This is a genomic window from Collinsella aerofaciens, from assembly GCF_040910325.1.
GTDB classification, from domain to species: Bacteria; Actinomycetota; Coriobacteriia; order Coriobacteriales; family Coriobacteriaceae; genus Collinsella; species Collinsella aerofaciens_BL.
This window is the reverse complement of the sequence record NZ_JBDGAV010000005.1, coordinates 52,235-71,282: the sequence shown is the minus strand read 5'-3', so window position 1 is coordinate 71,282 and position 19,048 is coordinate 52,235. Positions and strand designations below refer to the sequence as shown.

Genomic DNA, 19,048 nt, shown 5'->3' with positions numbered 1-19,048 from the left:
ATCAAATGGAATTCGAGCAGAAAGCAGAGGAAAAGAAGATGAGCATGAACAAGAACATCGCACGCCTGGCAGTAACGGCAGGCCTCACAGCAGCGCTGAGCTTTGGTGGCGTTATGGCCCCGGCCACGATGGCGTTTGCTACTACTCTGAACAATCGCATCACCATCAAGCAAAATGCAGAAAATACGGACGCAACGAATCCCAACAGAAAGACGCAGTTCGTCGCTTATCAGATTTTTAATGCCAAAGTGGTTGATGGAACTAGCGCAAGCGATAAGGTCGTTTCCGATGTCGCATGGGCTGAAAATGTAACGGAACCTACCCAGGCTAGCATTATTAATGCAATTAAGCAGAGTGCTGGTTACGATTCTAGTAAGTCGAAGCTTCCTGAAGACAAAACGCCCACCGCGCAGGATGTTGCTGACTGGATGGCTGATAATCTCCAAGACGCTTCTTGGGTTGTGAATAATGGCGATTTGCTCGATACGATTGCCGACTTGGTCAAGGGCACTACTCCTGCCATGCCAAGGGGGGCTTCTAGCGCTGCTTTCGCCGCGGATGACACCTCAATTTCCTTTAAGAACTCTGGCTACTATCTCTTCCTGACGGACGATAGTTCTATCGGTACTAAGGACAGCTATTCCGAGTTGAGGCAGACTGGTACTTCGCCGATTTTCGCTGTTATAGGCGGTAGTGCTGTTGAGGTTACCGAGAAGACTGGTATACCTACGGTTACAAAGAAGATTAAGGACGACAAGTCCGGCGCTGGATGGGCCGATAAGGCTGACTCGCAGGTTGGTCAGAATGTTAAATATCAGCTAACCGGCACCGTTGCCGAAAATGTGGCCTCGTTCGATAGTTACTACTACGAGTTTCGCGATGAGCTTTCTGCTGGCCTGACGGTTACCGACGCTTCCATTAAGGTATTTGCAGGCAGCGATCGTGCCAGCGCTGTCGAAATTACTTCTGGATTCACTCCCGAAGTCAAGAATGCTGAAAACGGCGCCGGCCAAACCCTGACCGTAAAGTTCGATAATCTCAAACTTGCCGTTGCGAACCTCTCGTCTAGTACCAAGATTTTTGTTGAGTATACCGCTCAGCTTGATCCCAATAAGGCAGTCGTCGGTGGCGAGGGCAATGAGAACACTGTCAAGCTCATCTATTCCAACAACCCCATGAGCGATGGTAAGGGTGAGTCCGTGCCCGATACCGTCCGCGATTACACTTACGCGCTCAAGCTCGTCAAGGGGGACTCAGCAGACGAGACGGCTAAACTCAGCGGCGTAAAGTTCACCATCCAGGCCACCGGCGCCGACGAGGGTGATGGCACCAAGTTTGTCCAGGAGGATGGTTCGCTCGGCGCCGACTCCTATGAGTTCACGACCGATCGTAACGGCGAGATTAATATCAAGGGCCTCGATGCTGGTACCTATACGGTCGAGGAGACTCACACGCTCGACGGCTACAACACGTTGCCCAAATTCACCTTCACCATCACGGCTGATGGTCTCGGCAATGATGAGGGGAATAATAACCTGAGTGTCAGTGCGACCAAGAATGGTTCTGACCTCGTTATGAAACCGTCTGTTGATAACGGCACCGTCACTCTCACCGTCAAGAACAAGAAGGGCTCCGGCCTCCCGCTCACCGGTCTCAACGGCGTGACCTTCACTTGGATCGCTGGTGGCGCGGTGCTGTGCATCGGCGTGGCGCACCTCATCCGCAGCCGTAAGCAGGCTGAGGAGTCCGAGCAGGAGTAACGCTCGCCCACCCATCCCTTTGGCAGGTGGGATGTGATGGCCATGAGACTTGCGGACACTTTTCTCGTCCAGCCACGTTCTTGCTTTGCCATTCTCTTTTCGGGGCAGACTCCGCACTGGAGTTTGCCCCGTTTTTTTGGATAACGCAGCCAGGTTCCATTGCCCGATGGATCGAGCGTATGACTATCGAACAGATGTTTGCAATTATTGCGTTTACCAGCTGTGGGTGCATAAACTCGCAGTAAAATGGCTTTGCGACGCATTCCGTGCGCGGGCGGCCGACGACTCGATCGGAGGTCCCCAAATGCTGAAATTCCTTAACGCGCTCGCCGCCCTCGCGGCGGTGGGCACGTTCGTCATCGCGTTTCTTGACTCGTATGAGGTTCGGTTTAAGGTCCGTAGGCGCACGCGCGGTGCGGACGGTAGAAGGCATTTGCGCCGCAACAAGCGCAAATAAGAATGCCCGGGGTTCGGAGCCCGGGCATTTAACAAAACCAGAAAACTAGGCCGCCCGCGCTCTCGTACACTTACGCGGGGTGCGTCGTTTTCTATTGACATTGTATCCCGAATCGCCCCGCCGATCCGGGACATTCTGAAAACTCAAATGCGGGCTTATGCACGAAAGGAATCTCGTCAATTCCGAAAATTATGTATAATTCCAACATAAACTGGAATCAAACGAAAATGATGGAAATGAACGAAGCGCTAATCTACTTACAAGAAGCACTAGGCCTCTCCGCCAAGGCCAAAACTTGGCCTGGATCCACACGCTTGCCGCTGCATCTGCGGGCGGTTGAGGTCCGCGCTGTTGACGCAAACGGTTTTTCGTTTTTGCTTGCAAGTTTGCCTACTGGCGTCGGGCTTCCCGAGGCTAAGAGAGTCTATAGTCAGCTAGCCTTACGCGCGGAGACTCCTGTTGTCGTTTCGTTTCCTGATGCCGATGCACGTCAGCGCAAAGCATTGATCGCACAAGGGATTCCCTTTGTCTGCCCAGGTAGACAGGCTTTTCTTCCATTTATGGGCACAGCCTGCACGGAGAGGGGCGGTGCCCGGTTTCGCAATCGCGCGACCAAGATGTCACCCAACGCACAGGTTGCCGCAATCTGGGGAGTAGCCCAGGAGCCATATCGTCCCTATGACCTTTGTCGTGCGCTTGGGATTTCGGCAAGCCGCGCGAGTGAGGCCATAACCGAGCTTGTTGACAGGGGGCTCGCGAGGCGCGAGCGTCGCGAGCGACGTGTCGTCGTGTTCCCTGTTGCTGTTGATCTTTTGCTCAGTGAGCACATGGCAGAGCTCTCCTCGCCTGTCTCGAAGGTCTTTTTTGCAAGGAAGACGCCGCAGATCGACTGTCTTGTTGACGCCGGGGAGACGGCGCTCGCCGCGCGTTCGATGCTCGCTGCGCCGGGCATGGAACAAAAGGCCGTCTTAAGAAGTGCATGGCGTCAACTGAGCGACCTCGAAGTCGCAGACGGGGAGTTGCCGGATAACGAGACGGCGATGATCCAAGTGTGGCGCTATGCGCCCGTGTTTGCCGACTCCTCCCGTGTCGACAACATTTCGCTTGCGCTATCTTTGGCGGCAATTGACGATGAGCGAATTCAGCTCGAAGTCGATCGAATGTTTGAAAGGGAATATCCATGGCAAGAAGCGCTGTAGAAGGCCTCCAAGAATTTCAGCAGCATATGCAAGAAGCTGCAGGATCGTATGCCCTTATCGGCGGCACGGCATGCGACATTTTGCTCGCGGAGGCGGGACTTCCGTTTAGGGCGACTCACGATTTTGATGTGGTAATTGTCGCCGATGACCGGTTGCCTCAGACGGCAGAAGCCATATGGACTTGGTGCGTGATGGCGGTTACCGCTGCGGCTGGGGCGAAGGCAAAGGCTCATGTTTTTATCGGTTCACAGAGCCTAAGAGGCCGGGTTACCCCCATATGATCGAACTCTTCGCGAAGTGCCCCGACTTTCTAAAGGGTCGTGAGGGGATTGATGTGGCGCCAATTCACGTTGATGAAAACATAAGCAGTCTTTCGGCAATTTTGTTGGACGATGCTTACTACAGCTTGTTCCTTCAGGGAATTCGGACCGTAGGCGGCGTTTCGGTCCTGGGTACGGAATACATTGTCCCGTTCAAAGCGAAGGCGTATCTCGACCTAAAAGCTAGAAGGGAAGCGGGGGAGAACGTTGATTCGAAGAAGGTAAAAAAGCATAAACGCGATGCGCTGAGGCTTGCTCAGCTGCTTGGCGAGTCGGAAGGTGTCGACCTGCGCGGAGAACTGAAGGACGATATGATTGCGTTTGTTAAAGATTGTGAGGTGGGCGACGTCAATCTGAAACAGATCGGGGTTGCGGGCGCAACGATGGCGCAGTTGCTTGAGACGATGAAAGCAACATATGGCTTGATTGGTTGAGTGTGGTTACGTGGCCCGGACGGTGCAGTCTAGCTGCGTTGTCCGGCGCGGAAGCTCGCTAATCGGCTATTATTTGTTTAGACAACCTGAGCTATAGAGGAGTGACCGGCGATGGTGCAGGGCGCCAAACATATGAAGAGCAATAACGCCGCGGCCAACGGCGGCTCAAGCCCTCAACCCAAACCTCAACCAAAGCCCAAGCGTCGTCGCAAGCGGTTGCCGCGCTGGGCCGACCGTCTCATCACCATCGTCATCATCCTTATTGGCGTGGGCCTTATGACCTGGCCGTGGATCTTGGACCGGCTCGAGGCCTCGGGCGTGTTCAACCAGATCAGCACGGTGTCCAGCACCGTGGACGCGCTGTCTGCCGAGGAGCGCGAGCGCATTCTGCTCCAGGCGCGCTCCTTTAACGAGCAGCTGGCGGGCGAGGCCACCGAGCTCCCCGCCGACCAGATCGAGCCCTACGCTCAGCAGCTCATCTTCGACCGCGACCCCATGATGAGCTGGGTCGAGATCCCCTCCATCGACGTGAGCATGCCCATCTACCACGGCACGAGCGAGGAAGTCCTTATGGCGGGCGTCGGCCACCTGGAGGGCACGAGCCTGCCGGTGGGCGGCACCTCGACGCACTGCGTGCTCACCGCGCACTCGGGCATGCGCAACCTGAGCATGTTCGACGACATCCACTCGCTGGAGCCCGGCGACCTGGTGCTGCTGCACACCATGAACAAGACGCTCGCCTACAAGATGGTGGACTCCGAGGTGGTGCTGCCCGAGGAGATGGAGTCGCTGACCATCGAGCCCGGCGCCGACAAGGTGACGCTCGTCACCTGCACGCCCTACGGCGTGAACGACCATCGCCTGCTGGTGCATTGCGTGCGCACCAAGTACAGCAAGAAGGACGTCGACAAGCAAAAGTCGCTGGCCGGCCGCCACTGGGGCAAGCGCGAGTTTGCCGTGCTCATCGTGGTCGTAGCCATTGTGCTGTTGCTGCTGGACATCGTGATCCACGCGGTCCGCAAGCGCCGCAAGGCCAAGGCCTCGGCATAGGACATCGTTCAGACCCACCACAATGGGGACAGGCATCTTTGTGGTGGTCGGGGCTTCCAAACCATCACAACATTCGATGAAAATCTCGATTTTGGTGAAAAGCGTCGAATGTTGTGATGCTTTTGCTGTGGACGCGACGGTTTTCGTTGCGGGCGAGACGGTTTTCGCTATGGACAGTGCGGTTTCGCTGCAGGACCGCCGCCCCGCCGCCTGCCAACCGCCGCCCTCGTTACGTTTTCGCTGCATTTGGGTAAAGCGCCTGCTCCAAGTCGGCGTTGCCTTGTATACTAGAGCGGTTTATCTGTTATGCGGAAGGGAGCGCCTATGGCACTCAGCGAGAAAGACGTGCGCGGCATCGCCGAGTACGCAAAGATCGCACTGACCGATGACGAGCTCGCCCAGATGACGTCCTACATGAACGACGCCGTCCAGATGCTCGAGCCCGTCTTGCAATATGACTTGCCCGACGTGGAGCCCACGTTCCATCCCATCGGAAGCCTGTCCAACGTGATGGGTGATGACCTGCGCGAGCCCGAGCGCGACCTGCCGCTCGACGTTGCGCTCGAAAACGCCGGCAGCGCGCGCGACCGCTACTTCCGCGTGCCGTCCATTTTGGGAGAGGGGGAGAGCGAGTAATGGCGCAGAGCTTCGATTCCCTTACCGCCGCCCAGATCGCCGCGGGCGTTGCCGCCGGCGACTTTACCGCTACCGAGGTGGCCCAGGCATCCCTTGCCGCCATCGAGGCGCGCGAGGGCGGGGTCCAGGCATTCCTGCAGGTGGCGCCCGAGCTTGCACTCGAGGCCGCCGCGCGCGTGGATGCCGACCGTGCCGCAGGCAAGCCGCTGCCCCCGCTTGCGGGCGTGCCGCTGGCCATTAAGGACAACATGAACCTCGTGGGCACGCGCACCACCTGCGCTTCGCGCATGCTCGAGGACTACCAGAGCGTCTACACCGCCACCTGTGTCCAGCGCATGCTCGATGCCGGCTGCCTGCCCATGGGCAAGGCCAACATGGACGAGTTTGCCTTTGGCAGCTCCACCGAGAGCTCGGCGTTCCATCGCACCAACAACCCCTGGGATACCGAGCGCGTGCCCGGCGGCTCTTCGGGCGGCTCCGCTGCCGCCGTCGCTGCGGGCGAGGTCGCGCTCTCGCTGGGCTCGGATACCGGCGGCTCCATTCGCCAGCCGGCGTCGCTGTGCGGCGTGGTGGGCTTTAAGCCCACGTATGGCGCCGTGAGCCGTTACGGCGTGGTCGCCTTTGGCTCGTCGCTCGACCAGGTGGGCCCCTTTGGCCGCACGGTCGAGGATGTCGCGCTGGCCATGAACGCGCTTACCGGCGCGGGCCACGATCCATACGACTGCACCAGCCAGGATTGCGCCGTCGACTTTACCGAGCATCTCAACGACAGCATCGAGGGTAAGCGCGTGGGCATCATCCCCGCGTTTATGGAGGCCGAGGGCCTGACGCCCGAGGTCAAGGCCGCTGTTCAGCGCGCCGCCCAGGAGCTGCAGAACCAGGGCGCCGAGCTGGTCGAGGTCGACCTGCCGCACCTGGACGCCGCTATCGCCGCCTACTACGTCATCGGCCCGGCCGAGGCGTTCTCCAACCTGGCCCGCTTCGACGGTATTCGCTACGGCTATCAGGAGGAGGGCTGCGCCAACCTGTCCGACCAGAGCTCGCTCTCTCGCGCCCACGGCTTTGGCGCCGAGGCCAAGCGCCGTCAGATGCTCGGCGCCTACCTGCTGAGCTCGGGCGTGTACGACAAGTACTACTACGCTGCGCAAAAGGCCCGTACGCTCATCACGCGGGACTACGACGCCGCGTATGCCAAGGTGGACACCATCCTCATGCCCGCCTCGCCGCGCACGGCCTTTAAGTTTGGCGAGATCAGCGACCCCACGCAGATGTACCTCTCCGACCTGTACACCATTTCGCTCAACATTTGCGGCAACGGTGGTATCTCGGTGCCGCTGGGCCTGGGCGAGGATACTCAGCTGCCCGTTTCTGCCCAGCTGGTTGGTCCGGCGTTTAAGGACCGTCAGCTGCTCACGTTTGCCCGCGCCCTGGAGCGCGGCTTTGCCGATGCCGCCACGGGTGCGCCCGCGCTTTCCGTCGCGCCCGATTTTGCCGGGAAGGGAGGCGAGCTGTAATGAAGGAGCTTTCCGAGGTCCTGCAGGATTGGGAGGCCGTGATCGGCCTAGAGATCCATACCGAGCTCACCGCACTCGATACCAAGATGTTCTGCAACTGCAAACTCAGCCACGATGACGAGCCCAACGCCAACGTGTGCCCGGTGTGCCTGGGCCTGCCCGGCGCCCTGCCGGTGCCCAACAAGCGCGCCATCGAGAGCATCGTCAAGGCAGGTCTCGCCACCAACTGCGAGATCCAACGCCACTCGATGTTCTACCGTAAGCACTACTTCTATCCCGATATGGCCAAGAACTTCCAGACCACGCAGGGTCCGGTCGCCTTTGCCATGTACGGTCACCTGGATCTGGACGTGACCGGTCGCGGTGCCGCCGAGCGTCCCGACTGCGCGTTTGGTGAGGCCGAGGCCCAGAGCCTGGCGAGCGCTTCGGCCAACGCCGAGGGCCTGTCCACGTCCATGACGTCGACCATGCGAGAGGGCAACCAACGCGCCGGCCACCTGGCCAGCTATGACGCGTCCAACCTGCAGATGCCCGAGCGTCGCGAGGACGGTTCCTACACGGTGCCCATTCGCATCCTGCGCATCCACATGGAGGAGGACGCCGCCAAGATGGTCCACGTGGGCGGTGCCGAGGGCCGCATTACCGCCGCGGCCGAGTCGCTCGTCGACTACAACCGCTGCGGCACGCCGCTGATTGAGCTCGTGACTGAGCCCGATCTGCGCACGCCTGAGGAGGCTCGCCTGTTTATGGAGAAGCTCCGTCGCATTTTTGTGACGCTGGGCATTTCAGACTGCTCCATGGAGAAGGGCTCCATGCGCTGCGATGGCAACGTGTCGCTGCGCCGCCGTGGCGAGACCAAGCTGGGCACCAAGACCGAGCTCAAGAACCTCAACTCGTTTAAGAGCCTGCACGACGGCCTTGCCTACGAGATTTGCCGCCAGGCCGAGGTGCTCGAGGAGGGCGGCATCATCTATCAGGAGACCCGTCACTGGGAGCCCAGCCGCAAGCGCACCGTGGTCATGCGCGTCAAGGAGACGGCCGACGACTATCGTCTGTTCCCCGATCCCGACCTGGCGCCGTTCGATCTGGACGACGAGTTCATCGACCGTTGCCGTGGCGAGATTCCCGAGCTGCCCGATGCCAAGTGCGCCCGTTTTGAGACCGACTTTGGCATTAAGGCGGCCGACGCCGAGCAGATCGCCGGCGACCCCGAGTTTGCCGAGTTCTTTGAGGCTGCCGCTGCCGGCATGGCTGGCAAGGAGGCCCAGACGGTCGCGAACCTGCTGGTCAACGAGATGATCGCCTACCTTAAGGGCGCAGGCGTGTCGCTCGCCGAGTCCGGCATTGCGCCGGCTCAGGTGGCAGCCCTTGCCAAGCTGCTGGCGACCGACGCCATCAGCTCCAACCAGGCGCACGAGGTCTTTGAGGCCATGGCCCAGACCGGCGACGACCCCAACAAGATCGTCGACGAGCGCGGCATGCGTCAGGTGAGCGATGCCGGCGCGCTGCAGCCGATTGTGGACGAGGTGCTGGCAAACTGTGCCGATCAGGCGCAGCAGTATCGTGACGGCAACCAGAAGGTCATCGGCTTTTTGGTGGGCCAGTGCATGAAGGCGAGCCGCGGCAAGGGCAACCCGAAGCTCTTCAACGAGTTGCTGAGAACGTCGCTCTCGTAGCTGCGAGGCCGGGGAAGCCCCGAGTCGCCGGGGTGTTTCCTCCAAATTTCAAACAGTCCTATGCAAGACGAAGGCCACATTTAGTGGCCTTCTTTGCATGCGGAACTCATTTGGAGCAAACACCCCGGCGACTCGGGGCTTCCCCGGCCAGACGACTCGGCCGTTCGGGTCAGGTGGGCTGATAGAAAGATGGTGACGGAGGCGCAAATAGCGCCTCCGTCTTTTGAATGTGATGAAAGTGTGGCGAAATGAGCTTAAAACTTCCGTAAATGTGATAAATGTCACGTTTTACCTAGGGTAAAATGTGGGAAATATCACGTTTACGGAAGATTCTTTGCGGGAGGTTCGGTCATGCAGCGAGATATCATTGCCAAGCTTAACGCTTGGAAAGCGTCAGAATATCGTAAGCCGCTTATCCTTAAGGGGGCGCGCCAGGTTGGAAAGACGTGGGCGCTTAAGGAGTTCGGCCGAACCTCGTACCTCAATTTTGTGTATCTGACGCTCGAGGAACCGTCACCTGGGGTACAGAGCGAGTACGCTCAGTTTTTCGAAGGTACGCGCGATCCTCGGCGGATCATCTCAAACCTTTCCCTGGCACTTGGACAGCCTATCGATCCCGGCGAGACGCTGCTTATTATTGATGAGATCCAGGATTGTCCTTCTGCAGTCGGCGCCCTTAAATACTTCTGTGACGAGGCCCCCGAGTATCACGTCGCATGCGCAGGGTCTTTGTTGGGCGTTCGCTTGTCCCGTGAGACCAGCGCTTTTCCGGTGGGAAAGGTCGAGTTCATGGAGATGCACCCTATGAGCTTTTCCGAGTTTCTGAAAGCCGAGGGCGCTGCAAACTACGACGAATACCTTGGCGGCCTGGATCAGATCGAGACAGTGCCCGATTTCTTCCATGTCCGTCTCGTCGAGCATCTTCGGCGTTATTTTGCATGTGGCGGCATGCCAGAGGCTCTTGGTCGGTGGGTGGAGACGGGCGATATCGTTCAGGTCGATAAGGTGTTGTCCGATCTCTTGGATTCCTACGAGCGCGATTTTGCCAAGCATGGTGGCCGTGCGCAGTTCGCCAAGCTTTCGCAAATATGGAACTCGATTCCAACTCAGTTGGCGCGCGAGAATAAAAAGTTCGTTTGGGGTGCGGTGCGCGAGGGGGCTCGTGCTCGAGAATACGAGGATGCTCTGGAATGGCTTGCCGATGCTGGGCTCATCATGGCGGTTCGCCTTAATGCTGCCGGTGGCGTGCCGCTCTCTGCATACGATGACCTCAAGGCATTTAAAGTCTACTGTCTTGATGTCGGTTTGCTGCGCCGCATGGCAAGACTGGATGCGTCCGCTTTTGCCATCTCGGATGCGCTATTTTCGGAGTTCAAAGGTTCGTTCGCCGAGAATTATGTGCTTCAGGCATTACTTTCACAGTTAGATGCTGCTCCGCGTTATTGGACAAACGAGAAGCCGAAGCACGAAGTCGATTTTTTGATTCAAGTCGGAAACGAAATTGTTCCCGTCGAGGTCAAATCGGGAGAGGTCGTTCATTCCAAGAGCCTTAAGTACTATGCCGACAAGCATGCGGAGACGACTCCACTGAGGGTCCGCTACTCACTTAAGAACCTAAAGCTCGACGACGGGGTGCTCAACATTCCGTTGTATTTGGCTGATCGATCTGCCCCTCTTATCAAAAAGGCGCTTGATTGTGCACATCTTGACGTTTAGATCCTGGGCGAGCTGATGGGCGGCGGCTAATTAAATCGCTCCGTAACGGCCAAGGAGCTTGGACCTTAGCGGTGCTTGCTTCGCCAAGCCGTGGGTGTCATGCCGGTGTATTGTTTGAACGCTTGGGCGAAGGCGGCTTGCTGAGGGTAGCCTAGGCGCTCTGCCACCTGCGCTATTGTGAGCGCGCTATCGGCCAAAAGGTCCTGTGCTCGCTCCATGCGGCGCCTTCGTATGTAGGTGCCCAGGGACTCGCCGGTTTGGGCCTTAAAGGTGGCGCATAGTTTGGAGCGGCTTGTGTAGAGCCTCTCGGCCACCTCGTTGATACCCACACGTCTGCCTTTGTCGAGCGCGCGCTCAATCATTGCCGTTGCTTCTTCGGCAATGGCCATGCTGACGCGTGTGCCTGCCGCCTGCCGCGCCTGCTTTTGGGCTGCGCGCGAACAGGCGAGCTCCGCGACCATGGTCTCCACGATGCCCTGCATATAGACGTGTCCGCCTACGGTGCGGGCGCGGTCCTCGTTAATCCGGCGCAGCGTTTGGCAGATCGCAGACGTCGCTTCCTCGTGCCATGGCTCGGCAAACGCCTCAAAGGTTCCCGCGAACTCGGTGGGATAGCGGTGCTCCAGGTCGTCAAAATATCCGGGCAAAAAGAGCACCGAGCGCGAGTGATAAAGCCGTCCCGCAAACAGCGGGCTTAATTCCTCGCCACAGCTATCTTGGATAAAGCTGCAAACGGCATTGTTTGGCCACGGTCCATGCAATGGTTTAAGGTTCGCGGGCGTTATGCCAGCCTCGGGCATGCATGTAAGTGTGGGCGCGCTGACCTCGCTCACGCAGGCGTATGGCTCGGGTGTGTATTCGGCCAGGTACATATCGTGCGTCGGGGTGATGAAATGCTCCATGACAATGCAGGCAGGGGAGAGAGGCATGATCCATGCGCGGCCGTGCGCCCGATCGTTTGCCACCTCGCCGGTAAAGACAGCGCCCTTGCCGGAAAGCTCCAGGCCAAACTGCTCAAATTGCGGTGCGTAGAGCTCGGTTATGTCGGTCGCGGCCCGATGCATTTTCAAAAGCGTCCCCTTCCTTTGCGGAAACGTCCACGCTTGGCTCGATTGTGTGCCTCGGCTAACATATCAATGATAAGTTGATTGAGGTTAACTCTCAAGCCGTTAGAAGGGAACCTTATGGCAAAGGGATCAAAAAGGGAAGGCGGCGGTATCGGCGAGCTGCTTGCTTATGCCGGCGACCGTAAATTCCTAACGTATTTGGGCATGGCGCTCTCGGCGCTCTCGCAGCTGCTGAGCTTTGGCCCGTACGTGTGCATTTGGCTTGTCGCGCGCGATTTGATCGCCGTGGCGCCTAACTGGAGCGAAGCCACCGATATCGCGATGTATGGCTGGTGGGCCGTGGGTTTTGCCCTGGCAAGCATCGTAGCTTATTTCGTGGGGCTCATGTGCACGCACCTGTCTGCGTTTCGCTGCGCATCCAATATTCGCAAAACTACGAGCGAGCACCTGCTTAAGCTGCCGCTTGGCTACTTTGACACGCACGCCACCGGTGAGCTGCGTCGTGTTGTAGACGGATGTGCCGCCTCCACCGAGACTTTGCTCGCACACATGCTGCCCGATATCGCAGGCGCCGCCGCCATGGTCGTGGGCTTGCTCGTGCTGCTTTTCGCGCTCGATTGGCGTTTGGGGGCGGCATGCCTTATCTCGGTCGTCGTTTCGTTTGGCGCCATGGCCACCATGATGAGCGGCAAAGGCGCCGAGTTCATGAAGGCCTACATGGGAGCGCTGGTCAAGATGAACAAGACCGGCACCGAATACGTACGTGGCATCCCCGTTGTCAAGGTGTTTCAGCAGACGGTCTACTCCTTTAAGGCCTTCCACGATGCGATCGCCGAATACGCCGACATGGCACAAAACTATGCGGGCACGTTCTGTCGAGGTCCGCAGGTACTCAACCTTACCGCGCTCAATGGTCTTGTGGCATTCCTGTTGCCCGTGGCGTTGCTGTTGGCGCCGGGCGAGACGGACTTCGCGCATTTTATGGCCAACTTCACGTTTTACGCGATATTTTCGGCCGTGGTGCCGACGGCCATGACCAAGCTCATGTTTGTGGGCGAGGCCTCTCAGATGAGTGCCGATTCGCTGGCTCGTATTCGAAGCGTCATGGATTCCAAGCAGCTCTCCGTGACCGCCCAACCCAAGCACCCTGCCGGCAGCGACGTGCGATTTGAGGATGTGAGCTTTACCTACGAGGGTGCCGAAGCACCTGCCGTTAGCCATGTGAGCTTTAGCGTTTCCGCGGGTAGCACCCTCGCCCTGGTGGGTCCCTCGGGTGGCGGTAAGTCAACCTGCGCAAGCCTGATCCCGCGTTTTTGGGATGTTTCCTCGGGTCGAGTGCTCGTAGGCGGTGTGGACGTTCGCGATATGGATCCGCACGAGCTTATGGACCAGGTCGCCTTCGTGTTCCAGACCAACCAGCTGTTCCGGCAAACACTTGCCGATAACGTGCGCGCCTCCAAGCCTACGGCCACTGACGACGAAGTGCGTGCAGCTCTCTCCGCAGCTCAGTGCGACGACATTGTGGCCAAGCTCCCACAGGGCATCAATACCATGCTCGGCGCCGGCGGGGCGTATCTTTCGGGCGGCGAGGTCCAGCGCGTGGCACTCGCCCGCGCGATCCTTAAAGACGCGCCTATCGTGGTGCTCGATGAGGCCACGGCGTTTGCCGATCCCGAGAACGAGGCGCTCATCCAACGCGCCTTTAGCAAGCTGGCGGCGGGTCGCACGGTCATTATGATTGCGCACCGACTCTCGACTGTAGTGGGCGCAGACCAAATCGTGGTGCTCAACCAGGGCAGCGTGCAGGAGTCGGGTACCCATGCCGAGTTGCTGTCCCAAGAGGGCCTGTATGCCAAGATGTGGACCGAATACGAACAGGCCGCGAGCTGGAAAATCACTGCAGCGACCGCGGATGCCGCCGTCACGAAGGGAGGCGAGGCCTAAATGTTCGCCTCATTCCAAAAGAAGTATTTCCTATCCGATAAAGGCGTCGCCGGCGTAAAACGTGGCATTTTCTGGACCACGCTCACTAATCTCATTACCATGGCCGGCATGGGCTTTTTATTCCTGGTCATGGCCGGTTTTGTCGAACATCTCGCCATCGGCGCCGACCTGCCGGATGCCCTGCCGATTGTGGGCGGCCTCCTGGTCTTTTTTGTGTTGCTCTTTGCCTCTAACTGGCAGCAGTATTACTACACCTACTGCATCTTTTACGAGGAGTGCGGCAAGCAGCGTATGGAGATCGCCGAGCGCTTGCGCAAACTGCCGCTGTCGTTTTTTGGTCGTCGTGATCTGGCCGATTTAACCGAGACCATCATGGGCGACGTCCAGGCCATGGAGCACGCCTACAGCCACGTGCTGGGAGAGCTTTGGGGTGCCATCATCGCAAGCGCCATTGTGTTCGTGGCGTCGCTGTTCTTTTGCTGGCAGCTGGCGATCGCGGCGTTTTGGAGCGTTCCCGTGGCCTTTGCCGTGCTGTATCTAACACGCGGCCCCATGACTCCGGTGTTCGACCGCGTGCGTGCCGAGAAGGTCAAGGTTACCGAGGCAATTCAAGAGACGCTCGACTGCGTTCGCGAGATCCGCGCCACCAACCAGGAGGCCCATTATCTTGAGGGACTCAACGCCGTGATCGATGCCGAGGAGCGCGAGACCACCAAGGGCGAGCTCGCTAACGGGCTTTTGGTTAACTCCGCCTTTGCCATCCTGCGTCTGGGCATTGCCACCACGCTGGTCACGGGTGCCGCGATGGTCGCCTCCGGGCAGGTCGACTTTTTGGTGATGTTTGCCTTCCTGCTTATGGTGAGCCGTATCTATGCACCCTTTGACCAAGCGTTAATGTTAATGTCCGAGCTGTTTGCCGCCGAGTCGTCTGCCAAGCGCATGCATTCCATCATGGAAGAGCCTGCGGCGCGGGGCAGCGAGAAATTTGAGCCCGCGGGCCACGATGTGGTGTTCGATCACGTGGCATTTGGCTATGGTGCGGGCGAGGACGGCCGTGCCGGCGAGAAAGTTCTTACCGATGTGAGCTTTACCGCCAAGGAAGGCGAAGTTACGGCGCTGGTCGGTCCTTCGGGTTCCGGTAAGTCTACGGTGAGCCGCCTGGCCGCGCGCTTTTGGGATGCCACCGAAGGCACGGTCACCGTGGGTGGCGTGGATGTTGCGGGCGTTGATCCCGAGGTGCTGCTGCGCGACTACGCCATTGTGTTCCAAGACGTGCTGCTCTTTGACGACACGGTGATGGGAAACATCCGCCTCGGGCGTCGTGATGCCACCGATGAGGAAGTGCTTGCGGCCGCGCGTGCCGCCAACTGCGACGAGTTCGTGAACCGCATGCCGCAGGGCTACGACACCATGATCGGCGAGAACGGCTCCAAACTCTCCGGTGGCGAGCGCCAGCGCATCTCCATCGCCCGCGCGCTGCTCAAAGACGCGCCCATCGTGCTGTTGGACGAGGCGACGGCAAGCTTGGATGTGGAGAATGAGACCGTGGTACAGCAGGCACTCTCCCGTCTGCTTGCAGGTAAGACGGTTATCGTTATTGCCCACCGTATGCGTACGGTGGAAAATGCCGACAAAATCGTTGTGCTCAAGGATGGTGTGGTTGCCGAGCAGGGTGCTTCGGCTCAGCTCAAGGCGGCAGGTGGAGAATTTGCCCGTATGGTCGCACTGCAAAAGGAAGCGGCTGCCTGGCAGCTGTAGGAAAGGGGACCAAGATTTCCAAAGGTTAACTTTGGTTGACCATAATAGTTCGACTAAACTAGTCTCAAAGTGTGCTCGAGCAAACTTGTTTACTCGGGTGCTAAGGCACCGTGCCGCAGTTGTTGCGGAAAAGGGAGAGACATCATGAAGAAGTCCACGTTTAACACCCTACTTGTTGGTGGCGGTTTTCTGCTTGGTACGGCCGGCATCAAGCTGCTCACCAGCGCTCCGGTAAAGAATGCCTGCGTGCAGGGCATCGCGTGTGGCATGCGCGTCAAGAACTGCTACCAGGACATGGTCGAGCAGGCCAAGGCTAATGTCGACGACATGGTTGCCGAGGCTGCTTACATCACCCAGAGCGAGGCCGCTGCTGACGAGGCAGCCGAGTAGCGCTCCCAGGCACAAACTATGAGATTCTCGATTATCAGCGAGATCCCTGGCAGGACCCGCCTTCAGTTGGCGGGTCCTGTGCCAGAGAGCGATCTCGATGCGCTTCTAAAGCTTGGCGGCGACATCGATGGCGTGCGCAAGGTGCGCGTGTATGGCCGCATTGGCCAGATGGCGCTGGAGTACGACGAGCCGCGCCGCGCGAGCGTGCTCGATGCCTTGGGCGCGCTCGATGCTCAAGCTATCGCCGATGCCAAGTCGGGCTACGTGATGCAACTCGAGCCGCGCAAGCACAAGCTCGTCATGGATCTTGCCACACTTATCGGCGCCCACTACGCGCGCCGTTGGTTCTTGCCGACGCCTCTGCGTGCGGTGTTTGTCGTGGCCGGTTACATGGCATTTTTGCGCGCTGCCCTTCATGAGCTGGCACAGCCGCGCCTGACCGTTCCTGTGCTCGACGCTTCGGCCATCGGCATTTCGTTCGTCAAGCGTGATGTCGACACCGCGGGCCAGACAATGTTCTTGCTCAACGTGGGCGAGCTGCTCGAGGACTACACTCGCGCCATGAGCGAAAACGAGCTCATCAACTCGCTGCTTGATGTGCCCGACAAGGCGCAAAAGGTTGTCGGCGACACCGAGGTAAGCGTTGCCGCGACCGAGCTCGAGCCCGGCGATTTGGTCGCCGTGCGCACTGGCATGTCCATTTGCATCGACGGTGTTGTCGAGCAGGGGAGCGCTATGGTCAACCAGGCGACCCTGACCGGCGAGCCGCTGGCCGTCGAGCGCAGCGTGGGCGACGATGTGTTCGCCGGTACCGTCGTGGAAGACGGCAGCATCTTGGTGCGCGTGCGCGCCAACACGGCGCAGACCAAGCTCCGCTCGATCGTCTCGCTCGTGCAGACGGCCGATTCGCTCAAGTCCGAGGGCCAGTCGCACATGGAAGACCTCGCCAACAAGATCGTCCCGTGGAACTTCCTGCTCGCGGGCCTGGTTGCGCTTACCACCCGCAGCCTCATCAAGACCTCGGCGGCACTGATGGTCGACTACTCGTGCGCACTCAAGCTCACGGGTTCCGTCGCCGTCATGACTGCCATGAGCGATGCTGCCAAGATGGGTGTTATGGTCAAGGGCGCCAAGTACTTTGAGTCGTTTGCCAAGGCCGACACCATTGTGTTTGATAAGACCGGCACGCTTACCGAGGCGCAGCCGCGTCTTGCCTGCGTGCTCACCACCGATGGTTGGAGCGAGGACGAGATCCTGCGCCTTTCCGCTTGCTTGGAGGAGCATTTTCCGCATCCGGTGGCGCGTGCCGTGGTCAACGCCGCCCGCGAGCGCGGGCTCGAGCACCGCGAGCGCCATGCCGCCGTCGAGTACATCGTGGCGCACGGCATCGCTTCGTCCATTGAAGGGCGTCGCGCCATCATCGGTTCCGCGCACTTTGTATTTGAGGATGAGGGCGCGCAGCTCGAGTCCGACATTAAGGAGCGCATCGAGTCCCAGATGCAGGGCTTGTCGCCGCTGTACCTGGCGGTCGACGGTACGGTCGTTGGCGTGCTCGGTATCGAGGACCCGCTTAAGCCCGGGGTTCGCGAGGCTATCGCCGACTTGCACGCGTTGGGCGTTAAGCACGTGGTCATGCTCACGGGCGACTCGGAGCGCACGGCCGAGCGCATTGCTCGCGAGGCGGGTGTCGACGAGTTTAAGGCCGAGCTGCTGCCCGAGGACAAGTACGCGTATGTTGAGCGCATTAAGGGCGAGGGGCGCCACGTTGCCATGGTGGGCGACGGCGTCAACGATTCGCCGGCGCTCGGTTTGGCCGACGTGGGGCTGGCAATGGGCGGTGGAAGCGACATCGCCAAGGAGGTCGCCGATATCATCCTGACCGATACAGATCTCGCCGCGATCGTGCGCCTGCGCCGCATGAGTCAGGGGCTTATCGACCGTCTGACGAGTTCGTATTCCAAGGTGATGCTCACCAACTCGGCGCTGTTGGCATTGGGTATTACCGGCATGATTACTCCGCAGGCGTCGTCGCTGCTGCACAACGGCTCAACGATCGCCTACAGCCTGGGCAACGCAAAGGCTTACCTGCGCTAGCGGACGTGTTCGCCCACGTTATCTGGCCTGCGCCCAGACGGCATCGGTGTCGTCCGGACGCAGGCCTTTTGCATTTGACCATTTGCTAGCTTCTCTATATAGTGTTGCTAGCGGTGCTAGCATTTGAAGGGAGCGGGATCAACGTGGGTGCTGTTAGCGGCATGGCGCAGGTGAACGTTCGCGTGGATCGCCAGGTCAAGGACCATGCGGAGGAAGCGTTGCGGCTTTCGGACAGATCACTGCCCGAGCTCATCAAAAAGGTCGTGGCCAAGGTCGCGCAGGGCGGCGGGCAGTGCGAGGAAGTGCTTGCGGCCGTCGACGACCGGCAACAGACCGTCGCGCACGATACTCCGTTCGCCGCGTCGTGGGCAGCGGCAGACCGGCTTTATGCAGATTTGGGCATCGCTGCGTCGCCCGTATCCGACGATCGCGATTGGGACACAATCTATTCCGAAGCCATGGACGAGCGCTATCGCCAAAAGGGGATGATCCTGTGAGCGGAGCCCCTCTCAAGATCATGGTGGACGCCAACGTATGGGTTGATTCGTTTTGTGTTGACCATGCCGAGTCGCTTGCCGCGCGTGCGTTTATTGGGCAGGCGACGGAGGCGGGGGCATCGCTGTTCTTTCCGGTGCATATCGCTAAGGACGTGCTGTACGTTGTCCAACACGAGCTGAAGCGTGGCGTTCTTGCCAGCGGGGGAGCGCTCGACGAGGCTTCTGCCCGCGCGATTGGCGATGCGGCGCTGGCGTTTGTTCGGAATATGACCGAAAACGCTACGGCCGTGGGTGCAGATGCGTCGGACCTTTGGCTGGCCGACAAATACTTAGCGCTCCATCGCGATTACGAGGACAACTTGGTGCTCGCCGCGTGCAAGCGCGCGCAGGTCGATTACTTGGTGACCAACGATCGTAAGCTGCTCGAACATGCCGATCTTGCAGCAAAGACCCCGCACCAAATGATGCCGATTCTTGCTTTGGCCGAACGTGGCGGCGCGGCTATCGGTTGACGCGAACTGTTTGCGGGCCTCTTG

General features: G+C 59.3%; 17 protein-coding genes. 16 read left to right on the top strand and 1 reads right to left on the bottom strand.

What is annotated here, in order from left to right:
- Positions 1-5 precede the first annotated feature (5 nt).
- The 10 genes from AB5Z25_RS03470 (at position 6) to AB5Z25_RS03425 (ending at position 10,762) form a co-directional block, all read left to right on the top strand.
- Positions 6-1,760 carry an isopeptide-forming domain-containing fimbrial protein gene (locus tag AB5Z25_RS03470; protein WP_368134794.1) on the top strand — a complete coding sequence of 585 codons (1,755 nt, stop codon included), beginning with the start codon at positions 6-8 and terminating at the stop codon, positions 1,758-1,760.
- 304 nt (positions 1,761-2,064) lie between these two features.
- Positions 2,065-2,217, top strand: a complete 153-nt coding sequence (locus tag AB5Z25_RS03465; RefSeq protein WP_192919544.1) for a hypothetical protein — start codon at positions 2,065-2,067, stop codon at positions 2,215-2,217.
- A gap of 236 nt (positions 2,218-2,453) precedes the next feature.
- Positions 2,454-3,416, top strand: a complete 963-nt coding sequence (locus AB5Z25_RS03460) for a hypothetical protein (RefSeq protein WP_368134793.1) — start codon at positions 2,454-2,456, stop codon at positions 3,414-3,416.
- Positions 3,398-3,697, top strand: coding sequence for a hypothetical protein (locus tag AB5Z25_RS03455; RefSeq protein ID WP_368134792.1), 300 nt, complete (start codon positions 3,398-3,400; stop codon positions 3,695-3,697). Before AB5Z25_RS03460 ends, AB5Z25_RS03455 begins: the two co-directional genes overlap by 19 nt.
- Positions 3,694-4,170, top strand: coding sequence for a hypothetical protein (locus AB5Z25_RS03450; protein WP_368134791.1), 477 nt, complete (start codon positions 3,694-3,696; stop codon positions 4,168-4,170). The genes AB5Z25_RS03455 and AB5Z25_RS03450 overlap by 4 nt, the downstream gene beginning before the upstream one ends.
- A 132-nt stretch (positions 4,171-4,302) precedes the next feature.
- Positions 4,303-5,220, top strand: a complete 918-nt coding sequence (locus tag AB5Z25_RS03445) for a class C sortase (protein WP_349106968.1) — start codon at positions 4,303-4,305, stop codon at positions 5,218-5,220.
- Between the two features lie 324 nt (positions 5,221-5,544).
- Positions 5,545-5,856: an Asp-tRNA(Asn)/Glu-tRNA(Gln) amidotransferase subunit GatC gene (gene gatC, locus AB5Z25_RS03440; protein ID WP_035136890.1), complete on the top strand. Its 312-nt coding sequence runs from the start codon at positions 5,545-5,547 to the stop codon at positions 5,854-5,856.
- Positions 5,856-7,370 carry an Asp-tRNA(Asn)/Glu-tRNA(Gln) amidotransferase subunit GatA gene (gatA, locus tag AB5Z25_RS03435; protein ID WP_161160318.1) on the top strand — a complete coding sequence of 505 codons (1,515 nt, stop codon included), beginning with the start codon at positions 5,856-5,858 and terminating at the stop codon, positions 7,368-7,370. The genes gatC and gatA overlap by 1 nt, the downstream gene beginning before the upstream one ends.
- The gene (gatB, locus tag AB5Z25_RS03430; RefSeq protein ID WP_368134790.1) at positions 7,370-9,046 is read left to right on the top strand and encodes an Asp-tRNA(Asn)/Glu-tRNA(Gln) amidotransferase subunit GatB; all 1,677 of its coding nucleotides are present in this window, start codon (positions 7,370-7,372) and stop codon (positions 9,044-9,046) included. Before gatA ends, gatB begins: the two co-directional genes overlap by 1 nt.
- 351 nt (positions 9,047-9,397) lie before the next feature.
- Positions 9,398-10,762, top strand: coding sequence for an ATP-binding protein (locus AB5Z25_RS03425; RefSeq protein WP_368134789.1), 1,365 nt, complete (start codon positions 9,398-9,400; stop codon positions 10,760-10,762).
- Positions 10,763-10,827: 65 nt separating this feature from the next.
- Here the strand turns inward: AB5Z25_RS03425 and AB5Z25_RS03420 are convergent, their stop codons facing one another.
- Positions 10,828-11,826, bottom strand: coding sequence for a helix-turn-helix transcriptional regulator (locus AB5Z25_RS03420; protein ID WP_368134815.1), 999 nt, complete (start codon positions 11,824-11,826; stop codon positions 10,828-10,830).
- Between the two features lie 120 nt (positions 11,827-11,946).
- Between AB5Z25_RS03420 and AB5Z25_RS03415 the strand changes: the two genes are divergently transcribed.
- From AB5Z25_RS03415 to AB5Z25_RS03390, 6 genes are all read left to right on the top strand, one after another.
- Entirely contained in the window at positions 11,947-13,773 is a 1,827-nt protein-coding gene (locus tag AB5Z25_RS03415; protein WP_368130747.1) for an ABC transporter ATP-binding protein, read from the top strand.
- Positions 13,774-15,531: an ABC transporter ATP-binding protein gene (locus AB5Z25_RS03410; RefSeq protein WP_368130745.1), complete on the top strand. Its 1,758-nt coding sequence runs from the start codon at positions 13,774-13,776 to the stop codon at positions 15,529-15,531. It abuts the gene before it with no gap.
- 144 nt (positions 15,532-15,675) lie between these two features.
- Positions 15,676-15,921, top strand: a complete 246-nt coding sequence (locus tag AB5Z25_RS03405) for a DUF6110 family protein (RefSeq protein WP_022094642.1) — start codon at positions 15,676-15,678, stop codon at positions 15,919-15,921.
- Between the two features lie 78 nt (positions 15,922-15,999).
- A complete protein-coding gene (locus AB5Z25_RS03400; protein WP_368130744.1) occupies positions 16,000-18,015 on the top strand; it encodes a heavy metal translocating P-type ATPase in 2,016 nt (671 codons plus the stop codon).
- A gap of 143 nt (positions 18,016-18,158) precedes the next feature.
- On the top strand, positions 18,159-18,512 hold the full coding sequence (locus AB5Z25_RS03395; protein WP_368130743.1) for a hypothetical protein: 354 nt from the start codon (positions 18,159-18,161) through the stop codon (positions 18,510-18,512).
- Entirely contained in the window at positions 18,509-19,024 is a 516-nt protein-coding gene (locus AB5Z25_RS03390) for a type II toxin-antitoxin system VapC family toxin (RefSeq protein ID WP_195192578.1), read from the top strand. The genes AB5Z25_RS03395 and AB5Z25_RS03390 overlap by 4 nt, the downstream gene beginning before the upstream one ends.
- Positions 19,025-19,048 lie beyond the last annotated feature (24 nt).

Coding starts and splice junctions, on each gene's coding strand:
- AB5Z25_RS03470 (WP_368134794.1), top strand. CDS start 6: ATGGAATTCGAGCAGAAAGCAGAGGAAAAGAAGATGAGCATGAACAAG.
- AB5Z25_RS03465 (WP_192919544.1), top strand. CDS start 2,065: ATGCTGAAATTCCTTAACGCGCTCGCCGCCCTCGCGGCGGTGGGCACG.
- AB5Z25_RS03460 (WP_368134793.1), top strand. CDS start 2,454: ATGAACGAAGCGCTAATCTACTTACAAGAAGCACTAGGCCTCTCCGCC.
- AB5Z25_RS03455 (WP_368134792.1), top strand. CDS start 3,398: ATGGCAAGAAGCGCTGTAGAAGGCCTCCAAGAATTTCAGCAGCATATG.
- AB5Z25_RS03450 (WP_368134791.1), top strand. CDS start 3,694: ATGATCGAACTCTTCGCGAAGTGCCCCGACTTTCTAAAGGGTCGTGAG.
- AB5Z25_RS03445 (WP_349106968.1), top strand. CDS start 4,303: ATGAAGAGCAATAACGCCGCGGCCAACGGCGGCTCAAGCCCTCAACCC.
- gatC (WP_035136890.1), top strand. CDS start 5,545: ATGGCACTCAGCGAGAAAGACGTGCGCGGCATCGCCGAGTACGCAAAG.
- gatA (WP_161160318.1), top strand. CDS start 5,856: ATGGCGCAGAGCTTCGATTCCCTTACCGCCGCCCAGATCGCCGCGGGC.
- gatB (WP_368134790.1), top strand. CDS start 7,370: ATGAAGGAGCTTTCCGAGGTCCTGCAGGATTGGGAGGCCGTGATCGGC.
- AB5Z25_RS03425 (WP_368134789.1), top strand. CDS start 9,398: ATGCAGCGAGATATCATTGCCAAGCTTAACGCTTGGAAAGCGTCAGAA.
- AB5Z25_RS03420 (WP_368134815.1), bottom strand. CDS start 11,826: ATGCATCGGGCCGCGACCGACATAACCGAGCTCTACGCACCGCAATTT.
- AB5Z25_RS03415 (WP_368130747.1), top strand. CDS start 11,947: ATGGCAAAGGGATCAAAAAGGGAAGGCGGCGGTATCGGCGAGCTGCTT.
- AB5Z25_RS03410 (WP_368130745.1), top strand. CDS start 13,774: ATGTTCGCCTCATTCCAAAAGAAGTATTTCCTATCCGATAAAGGCGTC.
- AB5Z25_RS03405 (WP_022094642.1), top strand. CDS start 15,676: ATGAAGAAGTCCACGTTTAACACCCTACTTGTTGGTGGCGGTTTTCTG.